General features: G+C 59.4%; 15 protein-coding genes and 2 pseudogenes. 9 read left to right on the forward strand and 8 right to left on the reverse strand.

Going from position 1 to position 20,581, the window contains the following annotated elements; translation table 11 throughout:
* Nucleotides 1-92: 92 nt before the first annotated feature.
* Entirely contained in the window at nt 93-1,226 is a 1,134-nt protein-coding gene (locus tag ACYP2Q_RS00450) for an aminotransferase class V-fold PLP-dependent enzyme (RefSeq protein WP_459728582.1), read from the reverse strand.
* Between the two features lie 107 nt (nt 1,227-1,333).
* Nucleotides 1,334-2,161 carry an EamA family transporter gene (locus ACYP2Q_RS00455; protein ID WP_459728583.1) on the reverse strand — a complete coding sequence of 276 codons (828 nt, stop codon included), beginning with the start codon at nt 2,159-2,161 and terminating at the stop codon, nt 1,334-1,336.
* Between the two features lie 166 nt (nt 2,162-2,327).
* Between ACYP2Q_RS00455 and ACYP2Q_RS00460 the strand changes: the two genes are divergently transcribed.
* Complete coding sequence (locus tag ACYP2Q_RS00460) at nt 2,328-4,247, forward strand: tyrosine-protein phosphatase (RefSeq protein WP_459728584.1); 1,920 nt, start codon at nt 2,328-2,330, stop codon at nt 4,245-4,247.
* A gap of 45 nt (nt 4,248-4,292) precedes the next feature.
* Here ACYP2Q_RS00460 and ACYP2Q_RS00465 read toward each other — a convergent pair whose 3' ends face one another.
* Both ACYP2Q_RS00465 and ACYP2Q_RS00470 read right to left on the reverse strand, forming a co-directional pair.
* The gene (locus ACYP2Q_RS00465) at nt 4,293-5,234 is read right to left on the reverse strand and encodes an AraC family transcriptional regulator (RefSeq protein ID WP_459728585.1); all 942 of its coding nucleotides are present in this window, start codon (nt 5,232-5,234) and stop codon (nt 4,293-4,295) included.
* A 238-nt stretch (nt 5,235-5,472) separates the two neighbouring features.
* Entirely contained in the window at nt 5,473-6,372 is a 900-nt protein-coding gene (locus tag ACYP2Q_RS00470) for a LysR family transcriptional regulator (protein ID WP_459728586.1), read from the reverse strand.
* 138 nt (nt 6,373-6,510) lie between these two features.
* On the opposite strand from ACYP2Q_RS00470, the gene ACYP2Q_RS00475 reads away from it, so the two are divergent.
* The 5 genes from ACYP2Q_RS00475 to ACYP2Q_RS00495 all read left to right on the forward strand — a co-directional run bounded on the left by ACYP2Q_RS00475 (nt 6,511) and on the right by ACYP2Q_RS00495 (nt 13,778).
* Nucleotides 6,511-7,884, forward strand: a complete 1,374-nt coding sequence (locus ACYP2Q_RS00475; RefSeq protein ID WP_459728587.1) for a nucleobase:cation symporter-2 family protein — start codon at nt 6,511-6,513, stop codon at nt 7,882-7,884.
* 41 nt (nt 7,885-7,925) lie between these two features.
* Nucleotides 7,926-9,299, forward strand: coding sequence for an amidohydrolase family protein (locus ACYP2Q_RS00480; protein ID WP_459728588.1), 1,374 nt, complete (start codon nt 7,926-7,928; stop codon nt 9,297-9,299).
* Nucleotides 9,286-10,824 carry a xanthine dehydrogenase small subunit gene (gene xdhA, locus ACYP2Q_RS00485; RefSeq protein WP_459728589.1) on the forward strand — a complete coding sequence of 513 codons (1,539 nt, stop codon included), beginning with the start codon at nt 9,286-9,288 and terminating at the stop codon, nt 10,822-10,824. Before ACYP2Q_RS00480 ends, xdhA begins: the two co-directional genes overlap by 14 nt.
* The gene (xdhB, locus tag ACYP2Q_RS00490) at nt 10,821-13,175 is read left to right on the forward strand and encodes a xanthine dehydrogenase molybdopterin binding subunit (protein ID WP_459728590.1); all 2,355 of its coding nucleotides are present in this window, start codon (nt 10,821-10,823) and stop codon (nt 13,173-13,175) included. The genes xdhA and xdhB overlap by 4 nt, the downstream gene beginning before the upstream one ends.
* Nucleotides 13,176-13,268: 93 nt before the next feature.
* Entirely contained in the window at nt 13,269-13,778 is a 510-nt protein-coding gene (locus ACYP2Q_RS00495) for a nucleoside deaminase (RefSeq protein WP_459728591.1), read from the forward strand.
* 336 nt (nt 13,779-14,114) lie between these two features.
* Here ACYP2Q_RS00495 and ACYP2Q_RS00500 read toward each other — a convergent pair.
* The 3 genes and pseudogenes from ACYP2Q_RS00500 to ACYP2Q_RS00510 all read right to left on the reverse strand — a co-directional run.
* Nucleotides 14,115-14,339, reverse strand: a pseudogene (locus ACYP2Q_RS00500) (molecular chaperone HscC); the annotation flags it as partial.
* Nucleotides 14,340-14,523: 184 nt separating this feature from the next.
* Complete coding sequence (locus ACYP2Q_RS00505) at nt 14,524-15,507, reverse strand: NAD(P)H-dependent flavin oxidoreductase (protein ID WP_459728592.1); 984 nt, start codon at nt 15,505-15,507, stop codon at nt 14,524-14,526.
* Nucleotides 15,508-15,536: 29 nt separating this feature from the next.
* Entirely contained in the window at nt 15,537-16,340 is an 804-nt protein-coding gene (locus tag ACYP2Q_RS00510) for an enoyl-CoA hydratase-related protein (RefSeq protein WP_459728593.1), read from the reverse strand.
* Between the two features lie 250 nt (nt 16,341-16,590).
* On the opposite strand from ACYP2Q_RS00510, the pseudogene ACYP2Q_RS00515 reads away from it, so the two are divergent.
* Nucleotides 16,591-16,701: pseudogene (locus ACYP2Q_RS00515) on the forward strand (DNA methylase); the annotation flags it as partial.
* Here the strand turns inward: ACYP2Q_RS00515 and ACYP2Q_RS00520 are convergent.
* Nucleotides 16,670-17,914, reverse strand: coding sequence for an MFS transporter (locus tag ACYP2Q_RS00520; protein WP_459728594.1), 1,245 nt, complete (start codon nt 17,912-17,914; stop codon nt 16,670-16,672). The pseudogene ACYP2Q_RS00515 and the gene ACYP2Q_RS00520 sit on opposite strands and share 32 nt — an antisense overlap.
* A 100-nt stretch (nt 17,915-18,014) precedes the next feature.
* Between ACYP2Q_RS00520 and ACYP2Q_RS00525 the strand changes: the two genes are divergently transcribed.
* Nucleotides 18,015-18,473 carry a winged helix-turn-helix transcriptional regulator gene (locus ACYP2Q_RS00525; RefSeq protein ID WP_459728595.1) on the forward strand — a complete coding sequence of 153 codons (459 nt, stop codon included), beginning with the start codon at nt 18,015-18,017 and terminating at the stop codon, nt 18,471-18,473.
* A 193-nt stretch (nt 18,474-18,666) separates the two neighbouring features.
* On the forward strand, nt 18,667-20,568 hold the full coding sequence (locus tag ACYP2Q_RS00530; RefSeq protein WP_459728596.1) for a potassium transporter Kup: 1,902 nt from the start codon (nt 18,667-18,669) through the stop codon (nt 20,566-20,568).
* The last annotated feature ends 13 nt before the right edge of the window (nt 20,569-20,581 follow it).

Raw genomic sequence — 20,581 nt, forward strand, 5'->3', positions numbered from 1 at the left:
CTTTTGATGGGCTGTAAGAAAAGGAGGCCAGTAAAAGGGACGGAAAAGGGGACAGATTCATTTAGCCGGAAGAAATCCATCCCCTTTTTCCTTCAGTCGACCATCACCTCGTCCAGTGCCTGCTCGAGGGTGCGGACCGTGCGCTCGATATTGTGCAGCTTTTCGAGTCCGAACAGACCGATGCGGAAAGTCTGGAAGTCGGCCGGCTCGTCGCATTGCAACGGCACGCCGGCGGCGATCTGCAGGCCGTGCTCGACAAATTTCTTGCCGCTCTTGATGTCGGCATCATCGGTGTAGCTCACCACTACGCCAGGGGCCTGGAAGCCGGCGGCGGCCACGCTTTTGAAGCCTTTACCGGTCAACATGGCGCGCACCCGATCGCCCAGGGCCTGCTGTTCGTCGCGGACCTTGTCGAACCCGTAGGCTTGCGTCTCTTTCATCACTTCGTTGAATCGCGCGAGGGCATCGCTGGGCATGGTCGCATGGTAGGCATGCCCGCCCTGTTCGTAGGCCTGCATGATCTGCAGCCACTTTTTCAGGTCGCAGGCGAAGCTGCTGCTTTGCGTCTGCTCGATGCGTGCGAGGGCCAGGGAACTGAACATCACCAGGGCGCAGCAAGGGGAGGCGCTCCAGCCTTTCTGCGGTGCGCTGATCAGCAGGTCGACGGCGCATTTGTGCATGTCCACCCAAAGCGTGCCTGAGGCGATGCAGTCCAGCACGAACAGGCCACCCACCGCGTGCACGGCGTCGCCGACGGCCCGCAGGTACTCGTCGGGCAGGAGAATGCCTGATGAGGTTTCAACGTGGGGGGCGAAGACAATCTGCGGCCTCGAAGCCTCAATGGCTGCCAGCACTTCGTCCAGGGGCGGTGGGGCATAGGCAGCCTGGCGACCCGTGTCGACCCGTCGGGCCTTGAGCACCGTGGTGGCCGCCGGGATATTGCCCATCTCAAGGATCTGGCTCCAGCGATAACTGAACCAGCCGTTGCGTATCACCAGGCATTGCTGGTCGGTGGCAAACTGTCGCGCCACCGCTTCCATGCCGAATGTGCCGCTGCCCGGGACCACCGCCACAGCCTGGGCGTTGTAGACCTGTCTAAGGGTTTTGGAGATGTTCTTCATCACGCCTTGAAACGACTGCGACATGTGGTTGAGCGAGCGGTCGGTGTAGACCACCGAGTACTCGACCAGCCCCTCGGGATCGATACTGGGATATAGCTTTGACATGGGTGACTCCTTCGGCAGAGATGTCAGTGGTATCGACCCTGCCCTAAGCCTTGGCAAATGACAAGATTGCTCGGGATTGAATTGCGACTTCTGTCGGGTGGCTGGCATCAGCCAATAAGGATCGTGCCGATCGCAATCACCGCGCACGCCAGTATCTTTCGCACAGTCAGTGTCTCGCCCAGGAAAAAATAGCCGATCAATGCCGCGAACAACACGCTGGTTTCGCGCAATGCCGATACCGCTCCCATGGGCGCGGCGGACATGGCGTAGATGACGATGCCATAAGCCAGCAGAGAAACCAGACCGCCGATGAAGGCGGTCGTGAACCCGGGTCGCAAGGTAAACAGGCTCTTCGTGCCGCGCACGCCGACATACACCAATGGCATCAAGACGCCCCACAAGGCGCACATCCATACCGTGTAGGCCATCGGCGCGCCGGACAGGCGCACGCCAATGCCATCCGTCACGCTGTAAGCCGCAATGAAACAACCGGTTCCCAGGGCGTAAGGCAGACTGGGAACCGCCAGCTTGCGCCCTCTGAAGGCCAGCGAGATGATGCCGCCTGACACCAGCAAAATGCCGGACATCGCGACTGGCCCGACCGTTTCCCCGGCAAAAACCGAAGCGGCGAGGGTAATCAGGATAGGCGAGGAACCCCGCGAGATAGGGTAGGTTTGCCCAAGGTCTCCGACCTTGTAGCTGCGCACCAGGAACAAGTTGTAGCCAACGTGCAGGACCGCTGAAAGCACTGCGTAGAACCAGCTGGCCTTGGCCGGAGCCTCCAGGAACAGGGCTATTGCGACGCTGGCGATGGCGACCGCCACGCACATGATCGTCATCGACCAAAGTCTGTCGGCGCCACCGCGCAACGCGGCATTCCAGCTGGCATGCAAGAGCGCTGCGAAAAGTATGAGCAAGATGATGTGATAGGGCATGCGCCATCCTGAGCAAATGCGTACGTTGATTAAAGACCACACGGACAAAAAACGAACTCGGCGGACGCATCACGCGCCGATTTTCCTCCGAGCGCAATCTGTCATATTCGGTATTACTTCATTGCAGATAGTAGCCAGCCCATCGCTTGATCAATGAGGCTGTATTGTGTTTCCACGTCTTCTGTGTTCGCTGTCCGTTTTGACTCTGTCCATCGCCACTGCCCAAGCTGGCGAGACTAACGTTCTCGAGACTCCCCACCTGCGCAGCATTGATAACTTGCGTGATCTCGCGGGGACGACCACCGCCTATTCCACGGCCCATGACGGCACGATGCGTAGCGGCGTGTTCTATCGTTCCAACGCGCTGACCCCGTCTGCCACGGATCTGGCCACACTGAATTCCTTGGGTATCAAGGCCGTCTACGACCTGCGCACACCCAGTGAGATTGCCGCTACACCCGACACGATGCTCACCGGGGCGACCTACGAAAACATCGACATCATCGGCAGCACCACGTCCGGTTCGAACATCACCACGGTCTCGTTCAACAGTGCAGCCGATGCCATCGCAATGATGGAGCAGACCAACCGGGCGTTTGTCAGTGACGCAGGGATGCGCAGCCAATTGACCCAACTGTTCAATGAACTGGCCAGTGTCGACGGTGCTGCGTTGTTCCATTGCACCGCCGGCAAGGACCGAACCGGTTGGACCGCCGCCGTGTTGCTGAGCATTGCCGGGGTCGACAGTGCCACCATCATGAGTAATTACCTGGCCACCAACGACTACACCGCCGCGCGCACGAAGGCGACGCTGGCGGCAATGCCGGCGAGTATGGCAGCGGTCTATGCACCTTTGCTCGGTGTCGAGGCAAGCTATCTCCAAGCCGGCCTGGATCAGGTCACCGCGCAATATGGCAGCATGGACAATTACCTCAAGCAAGGTTTGGGACTGTCGCAGGAGACGATCTATGTGCTGCGCGGCAAGATGGTCTACTTCAACAGTCTGCCCGGCCAGGCGGGCCTGCTCGGCAACGCCGCCGCCGGCGCGCAGCTTTTGCAACAGCTGCAGGGCAGCAGCCTTTCGGGCGCTTACAGCGACTACAACGACTATCTGCAGTCGGCCATCGATGCGGGCGACCTGGCGGGCGTCCAGTCCACGGTCGGCGGTCAGGTGCATGCCGACGCGGCGAGTTACCTGCTGCGCCAGGGCGCGATGATCGACCAGGCTGCTGCGCCGTTTGCCAGTGGCACGGATCTCAAGGTCGGCCAGTACCGTTTGTGGTCCACCGCTTTGGCGGGCTACCTGGGCACCGACGGTTCGTCCCAGTCCTTGAGCAGCAACGAGCACAGCCAAGGCATGATGGTCGGCCTGACCCAGCGCTTCTCCGAACAACTCAGCGCCCATGCCGGCGTCGGGTACAGCAAGGGCAACGTCGGCGGCGCGGGTGGCGAGGCGGATACCGACTTCACCTTTTTCAGCATGGGCGCACGCTTCGCGCCGGACGGTCTGGAACGCGGGCTGTTTGTCGACGCCGACGCCAGCGCCGGCTACATCGACTACGACAGCAAGCGCGACCTCGGCGGCGGCCTCGGCACCGCCAAGGGCGAAAGCCATGGCAATCTCACCGGCGCAACCCTGGCACTGGGCTACCGTTTACCGGTCAGCGGCGTGACGCTCGAACCGAGCCTGGGCGTGCGCGTCAGCCATCTGAACTTGTCGGGCTTTCAGGAGAAAGGCAGTGAGCTGGCCCTCGACGTCGACAGCATTCACGACACTCGCCGCAGTGCCGTGGCCAACCTCAACGCTGCATTCGCCCCGATCGGCATGGGCGCCTGGCAACTGGTACCGGGTGTGCAGGTGGGTTATGAGCATGTGCTCGGCGATCATCAGATCGACAGCGAAGGGCACCTGCTGGGCCTGGATATCGAACAGCGCGCCGCCTTCGATAACCGCGACCAGTTCACCACTGGCGTCAACCTCATGGCCAATCTCGGCGCACTGAGCCTGGGTGCCGAAGTGGGTGCGAGCGGAGGCGGGGACAGCCACGGCTACAGCGGCGGGCTCAAGGCCAGTTATCTGTTCTAAGGAAATACCTGGGGTTCGGGCCGCCAGCATTTGGCGGCCGGTGCCTCAGTGCCCGGCTCGCGTGCGCCGTCCTGATTTCAGGTCCGCGGGGCTGATGCCATAGGCGCTGTGGAAATACTGGCAGAACCTGCCGACATTGCTGAAGCCCAGTCGCAACGCCACTTCAGTCACGGAAGGCGAATCGCGTTGGCCGAGCGCCTCAAAGGCGCGCTGCAGTCGCACCTGCCGCTGGTACGCCACAATCGAGCTCCCGACGAATCGCCGGAAACCTTCCTGCAGTGCTCGCTGGCTGACATGGGTCAATCGGGCCAGATCCGTTCCGCTGAGCAGATGCTCGGGGTGCGCCTGAATGTGCTCAATCGCCAGCTTCACATGCCGTGGCGCGATCAACGGAGCAGGCTGCCTTAGGGCTTGGGTGAAATTATGCGGCCAGGATTCCAGCACCGCATCCAACAGCATCTCTCGCAGCCGCGATGGCATCAGTGTTGCGTTGTTGATCAACGCATCGAACTCGGCTCCCGTGGCCAGGTCAATCAATGCCTTGATGCCCTGGAAAATCGAAACCTTCAAATCAACCACAGGCTCGAATACCAACCTTTGAACAATTGGCTTTCCCAACAGCGTCGACAGTCGTTCAGTGAGCAAGGCACGCCTTATCGACATCCCGTGCTGCGCATGATTGTCGATAAAGCGCATCGAACGAATGTGCGCCTTGTCGATTGCCAGCCCGACCTGTAGATCACCTACCGACTCGCAGAGGTGATTGAAGATGATTTTGCCGGCGGTAGGAATGACGAAGGTGATTTCGTCCTGGGGATCGGGAAAGACCACCGAGAAGTCGCCACGGTAATGCATGCGGCGAAAACTGACACCCTCGTGCCGGCCGTAGACGCCGCCGATGATGATGTTAGAGGGCAAGGGCGGGGTGTCGGAATAGCGATTGCCGAACATTTTCGCGAACAGCGCGCCGAAGTCATCGCTGCGCATGTCGTTGGACCGGAGGATGATTCGCTGGCGGGACGGAGTTGAGGACACCTTGGCTGGCACCTTGTGAGGCTATATGTCGGGGGTGAAGTGCGGGGAAGCAGGGAGGTTAGCGTGCAGGAATGACAGATTTGTGACGATCCGGTATTCAGGTCTCAACAGGAGCGAGACTGGTAGAGAACGGCAATTCGCTGCCGATGAGATGCGAGACGGACAAACCCCGGCATGCCGTCTCTGCCGCTTACGTCCTGGCAGTCGTGATCTGTGTCCGGCCGAGCTGGTCACGCAGCCATGTGCCCGCTTTTCCCGAGCGCAAGAGTGACGACCATACCAAGTCGACACCCACGGTCCAGTCCGTAAATGGATAAGCATCCAGTTCCAGCTCAACCAGCTGCCCATCGGGACTAAGGTCTTGCATCAGTTGCCTGGGTACCGTGGCCCAACCCATTCCTTCGCGCAGCATGTTCATTAGAGTGAGATAGCTTTCGACACGCCAATGGTTGGGTGAGTTGAGGTATTCGCTGGTGGGCAGCCTGTCCTGAAAAGGCAGGTAGACCAATTGCCGGAAGTTGCTCAGCTGGTTGAAGCTGACAGGGTGCATCCGGGTCAACGGGTGATCCCGGCACACGACGTTGCTGAATGTGATGCTGCCGAGCCGTTTGAACTGCACGTTCTTTGGGTAATGCGAGCGAGTACACATTACGCCCAACAGCACTTTTTTCTCCTCGATCATGCCAAGCGCATCCTGCCTGGATGGATGCAGCACGGTCAGGTCGACATGGGTGAAGTGGTTGGAAAAATCCTCCATCACGAGTGCGAGTGCCTGATAGGGGATGGCATCGTCGATGCTGATCACCAATTCGGTTTCCAGCTCTTCGGCCAAGCTACTTGCGCGATTCTCCATGTTGAAACACTGACCAAGAATGGCCTCGGCGTCGCGCAATAGCGCACGACCCTCCGTCGTCAACTGGGGATAGCGGTGGCTACGGTCGAACAGCGTGACGCCCAAGTCGATCTCAAGGTTTGCAACGGAAATGCTCACGGCTGACTGTGATTTGCCCAGTTTGCGTGCCGCGGCCGAGAAAGAGCGCTCACTGGCGACTGCAGAAAATGCGGCCAGTTGCTCCAGGGACAACCTCATAGATGCACCATTAAAAAAATCAATAGGTCCCATTTTTACAACGGGAGCGGTGGGGCGCATTTTTGCCTTGCCCTACCAGGCGACCACAACAATAACCTATCCCATCACTGCCTCGACAATAACAACCAGGAGAGGACAATGACCAATGCCGTGCACCCTGTAGATCAGCGGCTACCGCTGGCTCAAACCGTGATACTTGGCTTTCAGCATGTGCTGGTGATGTATTCGGCATGCATCATCGTGCCGCTGATTCTCGGCGCCGCACTGCAACTCCCCAAAGACCAGTTGACCCTTATCATCAACGCAGACTTGTTTGCCGCGGGCCTGGCAACACTCGTGCAATGCGCTGGAAACAAATTTTTCGGCATTCAGTTGCCGATCATGATGGGCGTGACCTTCGCATCGGTAACCCCGATGATCGCCATTGCCCTGAACCCGTCCCTGGGGCTGCCAGGTGTCTATGGTGCGATCATCGCGTCCGGTCTCTTCGGCATTCTCTTCGCCCCTGTCATGGGCCGACTGCTGCGTTTTTTTCCGCCCGTGGTGACTGGCACCGTCCTGTTGGTTATCGGTATCAGCCTGATGCGTGTCGGGATCGACTGGTCAGCCGGGGGGCATCCGGTACTTGTCGATGGCAGCCCCAATCCGGATTACGGCAATCGGACTTACCTGGCCATTTCTCTTTTGCAGTTGATCCTGATCCTGGGTATCAACCGCTTCGCAAAAGGATTCATTGCCAATATCGCGGTGCTCCTGGGCGTATTGGTCGGTTTTTTCATTGCGTTCTTTCGCGGCGATATCGTGCTTGACGGCATCTATCAAACGCCATGGTTCTCGACGATTTCCCCCTTTGCGTTTGGCGTGCCGAAATTCGATATCGTCGCAGTCATTTCGATGTGCCTGGTCATGCTGGTAACCATGGTCGAGTCGACGGGAATGTTTCTTGCGCTGGGGAAGATGGTCGACCGCCCGACCACTCGCCAAAGGTTAGTGCGAGGCCTTCGTTCGGATGGCCTGGGTGCCATTCTCGGCGGGATATTCAACGCGTTCCCCTATACCTCTTTCTCGCAAAACATTGGCCTGGTGACCATGACCGGGGTCAAGAGCCGCTATGTGTGTATAGCCGGCGCGCTGATTCTGATCGGGCTGGGACTGTTTCCCAAGCTGGCCTACATCGTCGCCTCCACACCTCAATACGTGCTCGGTGCCGCAGGCATGGTCATGTTCGGCATGGTCACGCTGATGGGGGTGCGCATTCTTTCCACCGTCGACTTTGAACGGTCGCGCTACAACCTTCTGGTCGTGGCCACGAGTGTGGGCATAGGCATGATCCCGATGGTCTCGCCTCACTACTTCCAGCATTTGCCCGGCTGGAGCCGGGTGTTTACCGAAAGCGGGATCATCCTGAGCGTTTGCAGCGCATTGATCCTCAACCTTCTGTTCAACGGGCTTGGCAAAGCCGACGACGCCGAAGCAGCAGCGGCGCACACCGCCGCCCTCAGCGATAGCTGAGCCACACACAACTAAAATAAACAGCACAAAGGTTAAGTACGATGACCAGTGAACTCATCAGGGCCGACCTCGTCCTCACCATGGACGCCCACAACACCGTGATCGAAGATGGCGCCGTTTTGGTCAAGGACGGCCTGATCGCCGATGTCGGTCCTGCGCAAGATCTGCTCGCACGCCACCCCTTGGCCCCGGTACGCCGCCTGACCGATCGTCTGTTGATGCCAGGGCTGGTCAATACCCATTGCCATTCCGGCATGCTGCGAGGCACAGCCGAGGGCCTCCCGGTGTGGGATTGGTTGCAGCAGTACATCGATCCCATGCACCGGGTGCTGCTGCCCAGTGAGGCCCGTTTGTCCTCCATGCTTTGCTACAGCGAAGCATTGCTGTCCGGCACCACCACGGTGGTCGATATGTGGCGTTACATGCACGGCAGTGCAGAAGCAGCCAATGAATTGGGCATTCGCGCGGTGTTGGTGCCCTATGTGGCCGAGCACCCCGACCATGATTACTTCGAGACGCTCGACGGCAACGAAGCCTTGATCGAACGTTGGCACGGCGGGGCGAATGGCCGCATCAATGTGTGGGTAGGCCTGGAGCATATGTTCTACGCCGTTCCCCAGGCATGGAAGCGCATCGCAGATATCTGCAAGGCCACCCAAGTGGGTTTCCACACCCACAGTAACGAAAGCCGCTTCGACGTGGAAGAAACCATCCGGCGCCACGGAATGCGCCCCGTACAGGCTCTGGAAAAGTTCGGCCTGCTAGATGCCAGCAAGGTCCTGCTTGCACATTGTGTCTGGGTCGACGACCAGGAGATCGCGCTGATGGCGCAGCGCAATATCGGTGTGGCGCACAATCCCGTCAGCAACATGAAACTGGCATCCGGTGCCGCGCCGATTGAAAAGCTGTTGGCTGCAGGCGTTGCGGTTGGCCTGGGCACCGATGGCGAAAAAGAGAACAACAACCTGGACATGTTCGAGGAGATGAAAGTCTCCTCGCTGCTGGCCAAATTCGCCAGCCTCAATGCCGCTGCACTGGATGCATGGTCGGTATGCCGCATGGCCACGATCGACGGTGCACGCGCCTTGGGCATGGACAAGCAGATCGGCTCGCTGGAAGTCGGTAAAGCCGCCGACATCATCGCTGTACGCGTCGACACGCCGAGGATGACGCCGCTGATCACTCGCGGCCCGCTGGCCAACCTCCACCACAACCTGGTGCACGCCGTACAAGGTGGTGACGTGGACATGACAATGGTCGGCGGTCGCGTGTTGGTCGAAAACGGGCAACTCAGAAGCGCTGACCTGGACGTGCTGATCACTGAAGTCAATGAAACCGTCCCTGACCTGTTTGCCCGTCGAAAAACCTGGCTGGACCGGGCCGGGGTCTCCATCAACGAGCTTGACCGCGTTTGATCTCGAGGAGACCTTCATGCAAAACACCCGATATGACAGCTCCCCCAGGCAGGGGGTTATCCAATACGTGCTCAACGGTGAAGTGCAATCGCTTGAGCATGTCGACACCACCCGCAGCCTGCTCAATCACCTGCGCGAAGATCGTTGCCTCACCGGCACCAAGGAAGGTTGTGCCGAGGGAGACTGCGGCGCCTGCACGGTCGTAGTCGGCGAATTGCTGGACGGAGAACTGCGGATGCACACGGTAAACGCATGCATCCAGTTCATGCCGTCGCTGGACGGCAAGGCAGTGTTTACCGTTGAGCACCTGCGCCAGCAAGCAGGGACACTACACCCGGTGCAGCAAGCGCTGGTCGATTGCCATGGATCGCAGTGCGGCTTTTGCACGCCTGGGTTCGTCATGTCCCTGTGGAGTCTCTACCTCGAACATGAGCAATGTGAAGTACGTGCGGGGCGAGAGGAAATACGTTCCGCGTTGACCGGGAACCTGTGCCGTTGCACCGGTTACCGACCGATCCTGGATGCAGGTGAACAAATGTTCGAGCTGGCGCCCGTAAGGTTCGAACGCGGGGCCTTGCAAGTGAAGCTGGAGGCGCTGAAACGCAACGAAATGCTCGTGTACGAACATGAGGGTCGACGCTTTTTCGCTCCGCGCGATTTGCAGGAACTGGTCTGGCTGCGTGCCAACTACCCCGGCGCGCTCCTGTTGGCGGGGTGTACCGATATTGGCTTGTGGACGACCAAGCAGTTTCGCGATATCGGCGACATCATTTTCATCGGCACGGTGCCGCAGCTTAAGCGAATCGAGCACGACCAGGAATTTTTACGCGTTGGTTGCGGTGTCTCTCTGACTGACAGTTTCGCCGCTATCGTTGCGCTCTATCCGCAACTCAAGGAGCTTTGGGAACGCTTCGCCTCCAAGCCTATCCGCAACGCTGGCACCTTGGGTGGCAACGTCGCCAATGGTTCGCCTATCGGCGATTCGATGCCGGCGCTGGTTGCGTTGGGAGCCAGGGTGGTTATGCATGGCCCTGGCGGAAGCCGCACGCTTGCACTCGAGGATTTGTACACCGGCTACATGCGCAAAGACATGCACGCCGACGAACTTGTTGAAGCACTCCTGATTCCGCTGCCCGAAGCGGGCTGGCAGATGCGTACCTACAAATTGTCCAAGCGTTTTGACTCGGACATCTCGGCTGTCTGTGCGGCATTTTCCATTCGCCTCGACGCCGGGCGTGTCGTTGATTGCCGTGTGGCATACGGTGGTATGGCAGCAACGGTCAAAAGAGCCAGCCATTGCGAGAGACAGCTGGTCGGCAAATCCTGGACCGACGATACGCTGGAACAAGCCCAGGCCGCGCTTGACGAGGATTACCAGCCGCTCTCTGACATGCGTGCCAGCGCACACTACAGGCAGCAGTGCGCGAAAAACCTGCTCTATCGATTTTACCTTGAAACGCGCCTGCATCAGCCATTGCCCAATGAACGTATCCGGGTCCTTGATGTGGCCCAGGAGCAACCATGAACAAGCCTGTCAGCCTGGCCAACGAACCATCGAGACAAGGCGCCGCCGGGCGCGCCTTCACCCATGAGTCAGCTCATCTGCATGTCAGTGGCGAAGCGACTTACATCGATGACATCCCCGAACTGCAGGGCACGCTTTACGCGGCACTGGGCTTGAGCCAACAGGCCCACGCGCGAATCCTGTCGATGGACTTGAGTGATGTGCTTGCAGCGCCGGGTGTCGTCGCAGTCCTGACCGCAGCGGATATACCGGGAGCCAACGACTGCGGCCCCATCGTCCACGACGATCCGATATTGGCCGAGGGTGTGGTGCAGTACATCGGCCAGCCGATCTTTACCGTCATCGCCGATACCTATCACGCCGCACGCCGTGCGGCGAGGCTGGGCAAGATAGAGTACGAGGCGTTGCCCGCCATACTCACCCCTGAACAAGCCAAGCAACAGGGAGCCTTCCTGTTCCCGCCGCTGCACCTGCGTCGCGGCGAAGCCGAGCAAGCGATAGGAGGGGCAGGGCATAGACTCAAAGGCAAATTTTCCATCGGCGGGCAAGAGCAGTTTTACCTTGAAGGGCAAATATCCTATGCGATGCCCAAAGAAGACAACGGGATGCATGTGCTGTGCTCCACTCAGCACCCGACAGAGATGCAAAACCTGATTTCCCACTGCCTGAATCTGCCAAACCACCAGGTTAAAGTGGAGATTCGTCGCATGGGCGGGGCATTCGGCGGCAAGGAGTCGCAATCCGGTCTTTTTGCCTGCGTGGCAGCCTTGGCCGCCGCTCGGCTGAAGCGCCCGGTCAAGGTACGCCTGGACCGTGACGACGACATGTTGATCACCGGCAAGCGTCACTGTTTCAACTACGACTACGAGGCAGGTTTCGAGCCCGACGGCTTGATTCGAGGCGTGACCGTAGAGATGTGCTCGCGGGGAGGTTTTTCGACTGACTTGTCCGGGCCGGTGGCGACTCGCGCCTTGTGCCACTTCGACAATGCCTACTTCCTCAGTGACGTGGACATTCGATCCATGGCAGGCAAGACCAATACCCAGTCCAATACGGCCTTTCGCGGGTTTGGCGGTCCGCAGGGTGCGATCGCCATCGAGTACATCATCGATGACATCGCTCGCGAACTGGGTCTGGACCCGCTGGACGTTCGCAAGCGTAACTTCTATGGCAAGCTCGAGCGCAACGTTACCCCCTACGGCATGACGGTGGAAGACAACGTCATCCACGAGTTGGTGGCTGAGCTGGAGCAGACAAGCGACTACCGGACTCGACGCCAGGCTGTCCTGGCCTTCAATCAAGACAATGAAGTGATCAAGAAAGGCCTTGCACTGACGCCGCTCAAATTCGGCATCTCTTTCAACGTCGTCCACTTCAATCAGGCCGGGGCCCTGGTTCACATCTACACGGACGGTTCGGTGCTTGTGAACCATGGCGGTACGGAGATGGGGCAGGGCCTCAATACCAAGATCGCCCAGATAGTCGCCAATGAGCTGGGTATCGATCTGAGTTGGGTGCGCTCCACCGCAACGGACACCAGCAAGGTACCCAACACCTCAGCCACTGCCGCCTCAAGCGGGACTGACCTGAATGGCAAGGCCGCCCAGGATGCGGCGCGCCAAATCAAAGTCCGCTTGTCACGGATGTTGGTGGATCGATACGGCGGCACGCTCGATGACGTGGGCTATGCCAACAATCAGGCGAGCTTGCATGAGCATCGGCTCAGTTGGCCTGACCTGGTGAGGACGGCGTATGAGAGTCGCGTGCAGCTCTGGTCCGATGGTTTCTACGCCACCCCTAAATTGAACTGGGACCGAGAGACACTGAAAGGCAGACCGTTTTTCTACTTCAGCTATGGCGCTGCCGTATCCGAGGTTCAGATCGACTGCCTGACCGGTGAGTGGAAGTTATTGCGCGTGGACTTGCTGCATGACGCGGGCAAATCCATCAATCCGGCGCTCGATATAGGCCAGGTGGAAGGTGCCTTCATCCAGGCCATGGGCTGGCTCACGATGGAGGAACTGTGGTGGAACAAAGCCGGAAAACTGATGACCCACGCGCCTTCGACCTACAAGATCCCGGCGGTCAATGATTGCCCTGATGACTTTCGCGTCAAACTGTTCGACAACCGCAATGCCGAGGACACCATCTTCCGTTCGAAGGCGGTAGGCGAGCCGCCCATGTTACTGGCTTTCTCGGTGTTCTTTGCGCTTCGCGACGCGATTGCCAGCGTGGCGCAGTACAAATTGAACCCGCCATTGAACGGCCCTGCGACCAGCGAGCGAATCCTGCAGGCGATCACCGCCATTCGAGGCACAGAGCGCTGCAGCCAAGACACGCCTGCCCACTGACGAAAAATGATCGGACCAAGCGCACGTGCCTGTTTTGCGCAGCCTTGGCATCCCACCATTTTGCTTCTGATCCCAAATGCCCAAGGACTTTCAATGACTGACTTGACCAACACGACCCCACCCGGCATTTCTGCCCTTGACGTGGAACTGTTGCGCGAAACCATCCAGCTCTCTTCAGCGGCGAAAGAGCGTGGCCGCCACCCGTTTGCCGCTTTAGTGGCGGACCAAAACGGCAAGTTGATATCGCAGGCTGGCAACAATTCCATGCCTCCCGAAGGCGATCCCACTCAACATGCCGAATTGGCCGCCGCCGCCAAAGCTGCCAGGTTGCTCAGCCCGGAGGCCTTGGCCAAATGCACCCTGTACACCAGTGCCGAGCCGTGCTGTATGTGCGCCGGGGCGATTTACTGGACCGGCATCGGCCGGGTGGTCTATGCGCTATCCGAGCATGTACTGCTGAGCTTGACCGGCGACCACCCAGAAAACCCGACGTTCTCGCTACCGTGCCGTGAAGTGTTCTCCCGTGGGCAACGACAGATCCTGGTGTACGGGCCGATGTTGGAAACCGAAGCGGCCAAGGCTCACGTTGGTTTCTGGAAGTGAACGGCGGCGTTTCTGGTCGAGGTCATGCAGCGATTGCGTCAAGGAGAACTGGGTCGCAGCCTCTGGTCGACGCCTCGTTCCAGTATTGATCAACCGCCTGGTCTTCAAATCCGCCCAGAAGCTCAACGGCCTGCTCATACTGGGACCGCGTGGGCTTCAGGCTCGGGTGTGTCCGGTTCTCTGCAGTGGGTCGAACGGCTGAGCCAGCGGCATCCCGATCGACCTCGCTCCAGCCCTCGCGCAGGATGTGCAAGGCTTGCTCGTAGGCTTCACGCCGTTGCTGGAAGGCGCCGGGGTCCTCATCCGGACGCCTGACCTTGAGCAGGCTGAGCGCGCGCTCAGATCATGGCGAGCCTGGCGAATCAGGCGCTCGTCCTGGCTTGCCAGCGCTTGTTGAAACAGGTTGGCCCAATGGTCGATCTGCTCACGAAGCTCGCCCAGGCTTTCTTGATACAAACGCTCCAGGCGGGCCATCAGCACCGTGTTGATCTGCTGTTCGCGGGGATGCACCTTGAGCTCGGCCAGCGCTTGCAGACGCTCGGCAATTTCTTCACTGCAGAGACAGGTCGTAGTTACCGTGCGATCACTTTTTCCAATGAAGGTTCAATGCTCGCACGTTCGGGCCCTGTAGGAGCGAGCCTGCTCGCGAAGAACGTCCAGGCAACGCGTTCATCCAGGCAGCCCGCGTTATCGTTTACGTCCATCGCGCGAGCAGGCTCATGATGGGTGCCGATGACTTGGCTGGTTATCGTTCGAATCGTTTCAGTGCCTGCTCCAGCCCGTCGCGACATTCAGCGACCATGCGTGTCACCAGTTCGGTACAGGTCGGGATATCGTCGACCAAGCCGATGACCTGACTGGCACAGACAAGACCGGCCGTGATGTCACCCGACTCCAGGCCTGCAAGGCCGCGCTCGCCCGACAACAGGTGTTTCAAGTCGTCATAGGTCGCGCCACCCGGGCGCTGTTCAAGGGCGACAATTTCTTGCGAGACGTTATTGGTAAAGAACCGCGCAGTTCGCTTGAGGGTTCTCTTGATCAAGGTGGTATCGCGCTCCGTCGCTGCCAGCAAGGCCGCCTTGATATCGTCGTGGATGGCGGATTCCTTGGTCAGCATGAAGCGCGTTCCCATGTTCACACCGTCGGCCCCCAAGGCCAGCGCGGCGGCCATGCCGCGGCCGTTGGCGATACCACCGGAGGCGATAAAGGGAATCTTCAGGACCTTGCCCAACGCAGGGATCATGATCAGGGCAGGTACATCGTCCTCACCGCAATGCCCACCGGCTTCGAAACCGTCAATCGAAATGACATCCGCACCGTAACGTTGCGCCGACAGGGCATGGCGTACCGACGTGCACTTGTGAATGACCTTGATTCCGTGCGCCTTCAACCTGGCGATAACAGGCTGGGGATTGTTGCCGGCCGTTTCGACAATACGCACGTCGCCCTGGATGATGGCGTCGATCCAGCCGTCATAGTTCACGTCATTGGCGGTCAGTGACAACGTGAGGTTCACGCCGAAAGGTTTGCAGGTCAGTTCACGGGTGCGCTCGATTTCACGGCGCAAGTCGTCCGCTGTGGGCTGTGTGCGCGCCGTCACCATCCCCAGGGCACCGGCGTTCGATACGGCGGCGGCCAGTTGTGCGCGTCCGACCCACTGCATGCCGCCTTCAACGATCGGATACTGGATGTCCAGCAATTCGGTAATACGGGTTTTCATGATGGTCATTCTTCTCAGAGGGGCATGACGACAGGCAGCTATTGGCGCCCTGGGAAAACAGGATCACGCTTTTCGAAGAACGCGTTCACGCCTTCCTCAAGTGTCGGCAAGTCGAAGAGCTGCTGCTGGCGAACTGTCTCGTATTCCAGTTGCGCTCGCAGATCATTGCGGCTGGCCGCATCGACGAGCTGGCGCGCTTCGATGATGCCGTGAGCCGGCAAGCGAGCCAGCTGCTGTGCCATCTCCATGGCAGTCGCCTGCAGTGCTTCGTCATCGACGCACCCGTGGATCAATCCCCATCGCTCGGCTTTCTCCGCCGACAGGCGCTCGCCGGTCAGGCTCAACGCCAGGGTACGGGCGGGGCCCAATCGACGCTGAAGGAACCAGGAAGCACCGGCATCAGGCACCAGCCCCAGCTTCTTGATGAACGGCAGGTAGAAATAGGCCGAACGCGCTGCCAGGACCATGTCTGCCGCCAGTGCCAGTCCGACCCCACCCCCTGCGGCCCCTCCGTTCAAGGCAATGACCACCGGCACGGGCAGCTCATGAAGCTCGGCGATCATGGGGTTGACGGCGTTGCGCATGGTCTTTGCGGCGCGCGTGCCTCGCGATTCATCGCCCGCATTGAAAGCTCCGCCCGCCAGATCAGCACCGCTGCTGAAGAGTTTGCCATTGGCCGTCAGCAGCAAGGCGCGTACTGAACGGTCATTGCGCACCTTGGCGAGCGCGTCGCGGACCTCACCGATCATGCTGGCGTTGAGCGGGTTGAGCCGATCCGGTTGATTCAGGGTAATGAGTGCGACGCAACCTTGCCGGGCTTGGATGATTGTCTGATAGCTCATGCGGGTGTGCTCATTCGCTGGAGTGAATTGGCCATGGCCTGGCGACTCGTTACCTGTGCCGGTATGGAGCCCAAGCTTTTCGCAACACTAAGTGGAATGAACGGGTTGAAGGACCTACCCGGATCAGGGGGGAGGGCAGCGTCAGTGGAAGTTTTCAATGCCCGTGCGTTGAAAAAAAGTAGGAACAGAACATTTGATGGAGGAGGGTGACCACCCAAAACATCAATCATCAGCTTCATCCAGGAAAGTGGAGGCGAGTGCTGATCGTCAGGCGTTTGAAACACGCCTTTGTGCTTTCGAAGGGATTGGCCCCAAGACCGTGGAGATATTTATGCGGGAGGCGGGTAAGGTGATTTTTTGAAGCTGGCAGTCGCTGTGAAAAACCACAGCACCAAGGCACTGGCACTGATCAAGGCGCCCAGCAGGCTGACCGCCATCCATCCCCATAGCGCGTAAACCTGGGTAGCAGCGGCGGCTCCCAGTGCGCTGCCGACCGAGTAGAAGCACATGTAGGCACCGACCATGCGACTCTGGGCGTCGGGTCGTGCGGCGAAGATGATGCTCTGGTTGGTGACGTGTACAGCCTGCACCGCGAAGTCGAGCAGGACGACGCCGCAGGCCAGCGCAATCAGGGACGTCTCGGCAAACATGATGGGCAACCAGGACAGTATCAGGAGCCCCAGCGCAATGCCGGTCACGCGTTGTCCCAGCCCTTGGTCGGCCCAGCGACCGGCTCTTCTGGCAGCCATGGCACCGGCGACGCCGGCCAGGCCGAACAGGCCGATGGCCGTGTGGGAAAGCGACAGTGGCGGGGCGCTCAACGGCAGGACCATGGCTGTCCACAGCACGGAAAAATCCGCGAAGATCAGCAGCGCCAGCAGACCCCTGGCGCGCAACGTGGGTTCGCTGACGAACAGCTTGAACAGCGAACCGATGAGCGCGAAGTAGGTGTCTTGATGTTTTGGCGAGGGGGTAACAGGCACCACTTTCCACAGCACCGCCGCGAGGGTCAGCATCAGCCCTGAAGACACCAGGTAAACGGCGCGCCAGCCCGCGAAGTCGGCGATCACTCCAGAGGTAAACCGCGCCAGCAGAATGCCCAGGACAATGCCACTGGTAACTGTCCCCACCGCTTGCCCGCGTTGCGAGGGCGTTGCCAGCACGGCGGCGTAGGCCACCAGCACCTGAACGACCACTGCCAGCAAGCCCATCACGATCATGGCAGCCAACAGGGCCAGCCATTGCTGTGCCGTACCGACCGCCGCCAGCGCGACCGCAGACAGCAGCACTTGCATCAGCATCAACCGCTTGCGGTTGACCAGGTCCCCCAGCGGGACGATGAACAGCAACCCCAGCGCGTAGCCAACCTGAGTCGCAGTCACTACGACCCCGATCATTGATGAAGCCACACCCAGGCTCCGGGCCATGGAATCGAGTAACGGTTGGGCGAAGTAAACGTTGGCGACGGCCAGGGCGCAGGTGATGGAAAACAGCAGCGTGAGCGACGGCGACAGTCCTGGAGACCGGTCGATCCTGGCCAGGCATTGGGTGGCTGAATCAGTATTTGCTGTCATGCGTGGCTCCGCGGGGGTAAGCTGGTTGCAATTAAAAACCGGATTCAATTGTTGCCGTATCAGGTTTCATATTGCAACCACATTTCGCAAGGTCAAGCAAATGCTCGAAGACGCCTCACCACCAGGCAACGAATGCCCGGTAGCCAGAACACTGGAAGCCATTGGCGATCGCTGGTCCCTCATGATCATCCGCGACGCTTTTGACGACATTCGCCGGTTCAGCGAATTTCAAAAGAGCCTGGGTGTGGCGAAAAATATTCTGGCATCGCGACTGAAGACGCTGGTTGAGGTCGGGATCTTCGACATTCGACCGGCGTCAGATGGCAGCGCCTACAAGGAGTACGTGCTGACGGAAAAAGGGCGGGAGATCTTTCCTGTGGTGGTCAGCATGCGCCAGTGGGGCGAACGTTTCCTGTTCCAGCCCCAGGAGGCTCGCTCCGTGCTGTTGGACAACGCGTCCGGCCAGCCGTTGATGCCGATTGAGGTTCGCTCATCAAGCGGGCAGAAGCTGGGACCTGCTGATTGCCACAGGGTGAGACTTCTTGACGGCGAACCGTGAATCAACGACATACCGGCACGTTTGGCGTTCGCCGATTAATTTTTACGCTTTTTTTACGGTAGGCAGTTTTGTCCGCGACGATACTGGCGGCGATTTTTGAACCGTCCATGCATCTGCATTTTTAATGACGCCGGCAATGTATTGCCCAAGGATGACGTGAACTTCCTCCCCCGCCATCCGAGAGACGCGGCCCTTGAGTAAAACAGTCACCCTCGCGCACACAGATTCCCCATCCCGAACCTCAGGGTCGGGCTTGCTCGTCGCCGCTGTCGGGGTGGTATACGGGGACATCGGCACCAGCCCCCTCTACACGCTCAAAGAAGTCTTTTCCGGCCACTACGGCGTCCAGGTCAATCACGACGGAGTGCTGGGCATTTTGTCGTTGATCTTCTGGTCGCTGATCTGGGTGGTCTCGATCAAATACGTGTTGTTCATCCTGCGTGCCAACAATCAGGGCGAAGGCGGCATCATGGCGTTGACCGCGCTGGCCCGCCGCGCGGCAGCACCTTATCCGCACATGAGCAAGGTGCTGGTGCTGCTCGGCCTGTTTGGGGCGGCACTCTTTTATGGGGACAGCATGATTACCCCGGCCATTTCGGTACTCTCTGCGGTTGAAGGACTGCAGCTGGCGTTTGACGGCATCGAGCACTGGGTCGTGCCCTTGTCAGTGATCGTGCTGGTGGCGCTGTTCTTGATACAAAAGCATGGCACGGCCCGAATCGGCATCCTGTTTGGACCGGTCATGGTGCTGTGGTTCGTGGTGTTGGGCGCGCTTGGCGTGTTTGGGATTTTGCAGCGCCCGCAAGTGTTGCAGGCGCTCAACCCTGCCTGGGCCGTGCAGTTCTTCGTGGTTCATCCGGGCATCGGTGTCGCGATTCTTGGTGCTGTCGTGTTGGCATTGACCGGTGCTGAAGCACTGTACGCCGACATGGGCCACTTTGGCCGCAAACCGATTTCCCGTGCGTGGTTCATGCTCGTGCTGCCCGGTCTGGTACTCAATTACTTTGGACAGGGCGCCCTGATCCTGGGTAACCCGGAGGCGGTGCGCAACCCGTTCTATTTGCTGGCGCCGGATTGGGCACTGCTGCCAATGGTCGCGCTCTCCACGCTGGCCACCATCATCGCGTCTCAAGCAGTGATTTCCGGTGCGTTCTCCCTGACTCGCCAGGCCATACAATTGGGTTATATCCCGCGCATGTTCATCCAGCACACCTCCAGCCAGGAGCAGGGGCAGATCTACATCGGCACGGTCAACTGGGCATTGATGGTCGGTGTGGTTCTGCTGGTCATCGGCTTCGAGTCGTCCAGTGCGTTGGCCGCCGCCTACGGCGTCGCGGTGACGGGGACCATGCTGATCACGACGATCTTGTCCTCGGCGGTGGTCCTGCTCCTTTGGAAAACGCCGCGCTGGTTGGCCATTCCAATGTTGCTGGGGTTTCTGCTGGTCGACAGCCTGTACTTCGCGGCCAATGCGCCGAAGATCTTCCAGGGCGGCGCGTTCCCGGTGATTGCCGGCATTGCCTTGTTCATTTTGATGACGACCTGGAAGCGCGGCCGGAAGATTATTGTCGAGCGGCTGGATGAAACCGCACTGCCGCTACCACTGTTCATCGACAGCATCCGTGCGCAGCCTCCCCATCGCGTGCAAGGCACGGCGGTGTTCCTGACGGCCAGGGCCGATGCTGTTCCGCATGCACTGCTGCACAACCTGCTGCATAACCAGGTGTTGCATGAGCAAGTGGTATTGCTCACCGTAGTGTCTGAAGACAGCCCTCGCGTTAGTGCGCAGCAGCGGTTCGAGGTTGAAGCCTATGGTGAAGGCTTCTTCCGGGTCAGCCTGCACTTTGGTTTTATCGAGGAGCCTGATGTCCCCTTGGCGTTGAGTATGTGCCACTTGACCGAGCTGGATTTCAGCCCGATGCGCACGACCTATTTCCTCAGCCGGGAAACAGTGATCCCGACCAATCGCATCGGTATGGCCCGTTGGCGTGAAAGCCTGTTCGCGTTTTTGCTCAAGAACGCCAACAGCAATCTGAAGTACTTCAAGTTGCCGTTGAACCGGGTGATCGAGCTGGGCACACAGGTTGAGATGTAATGATCCCAAGCGT

This window comes from Pseudomonas sp. MHK4, assembly GCF_054600775.1.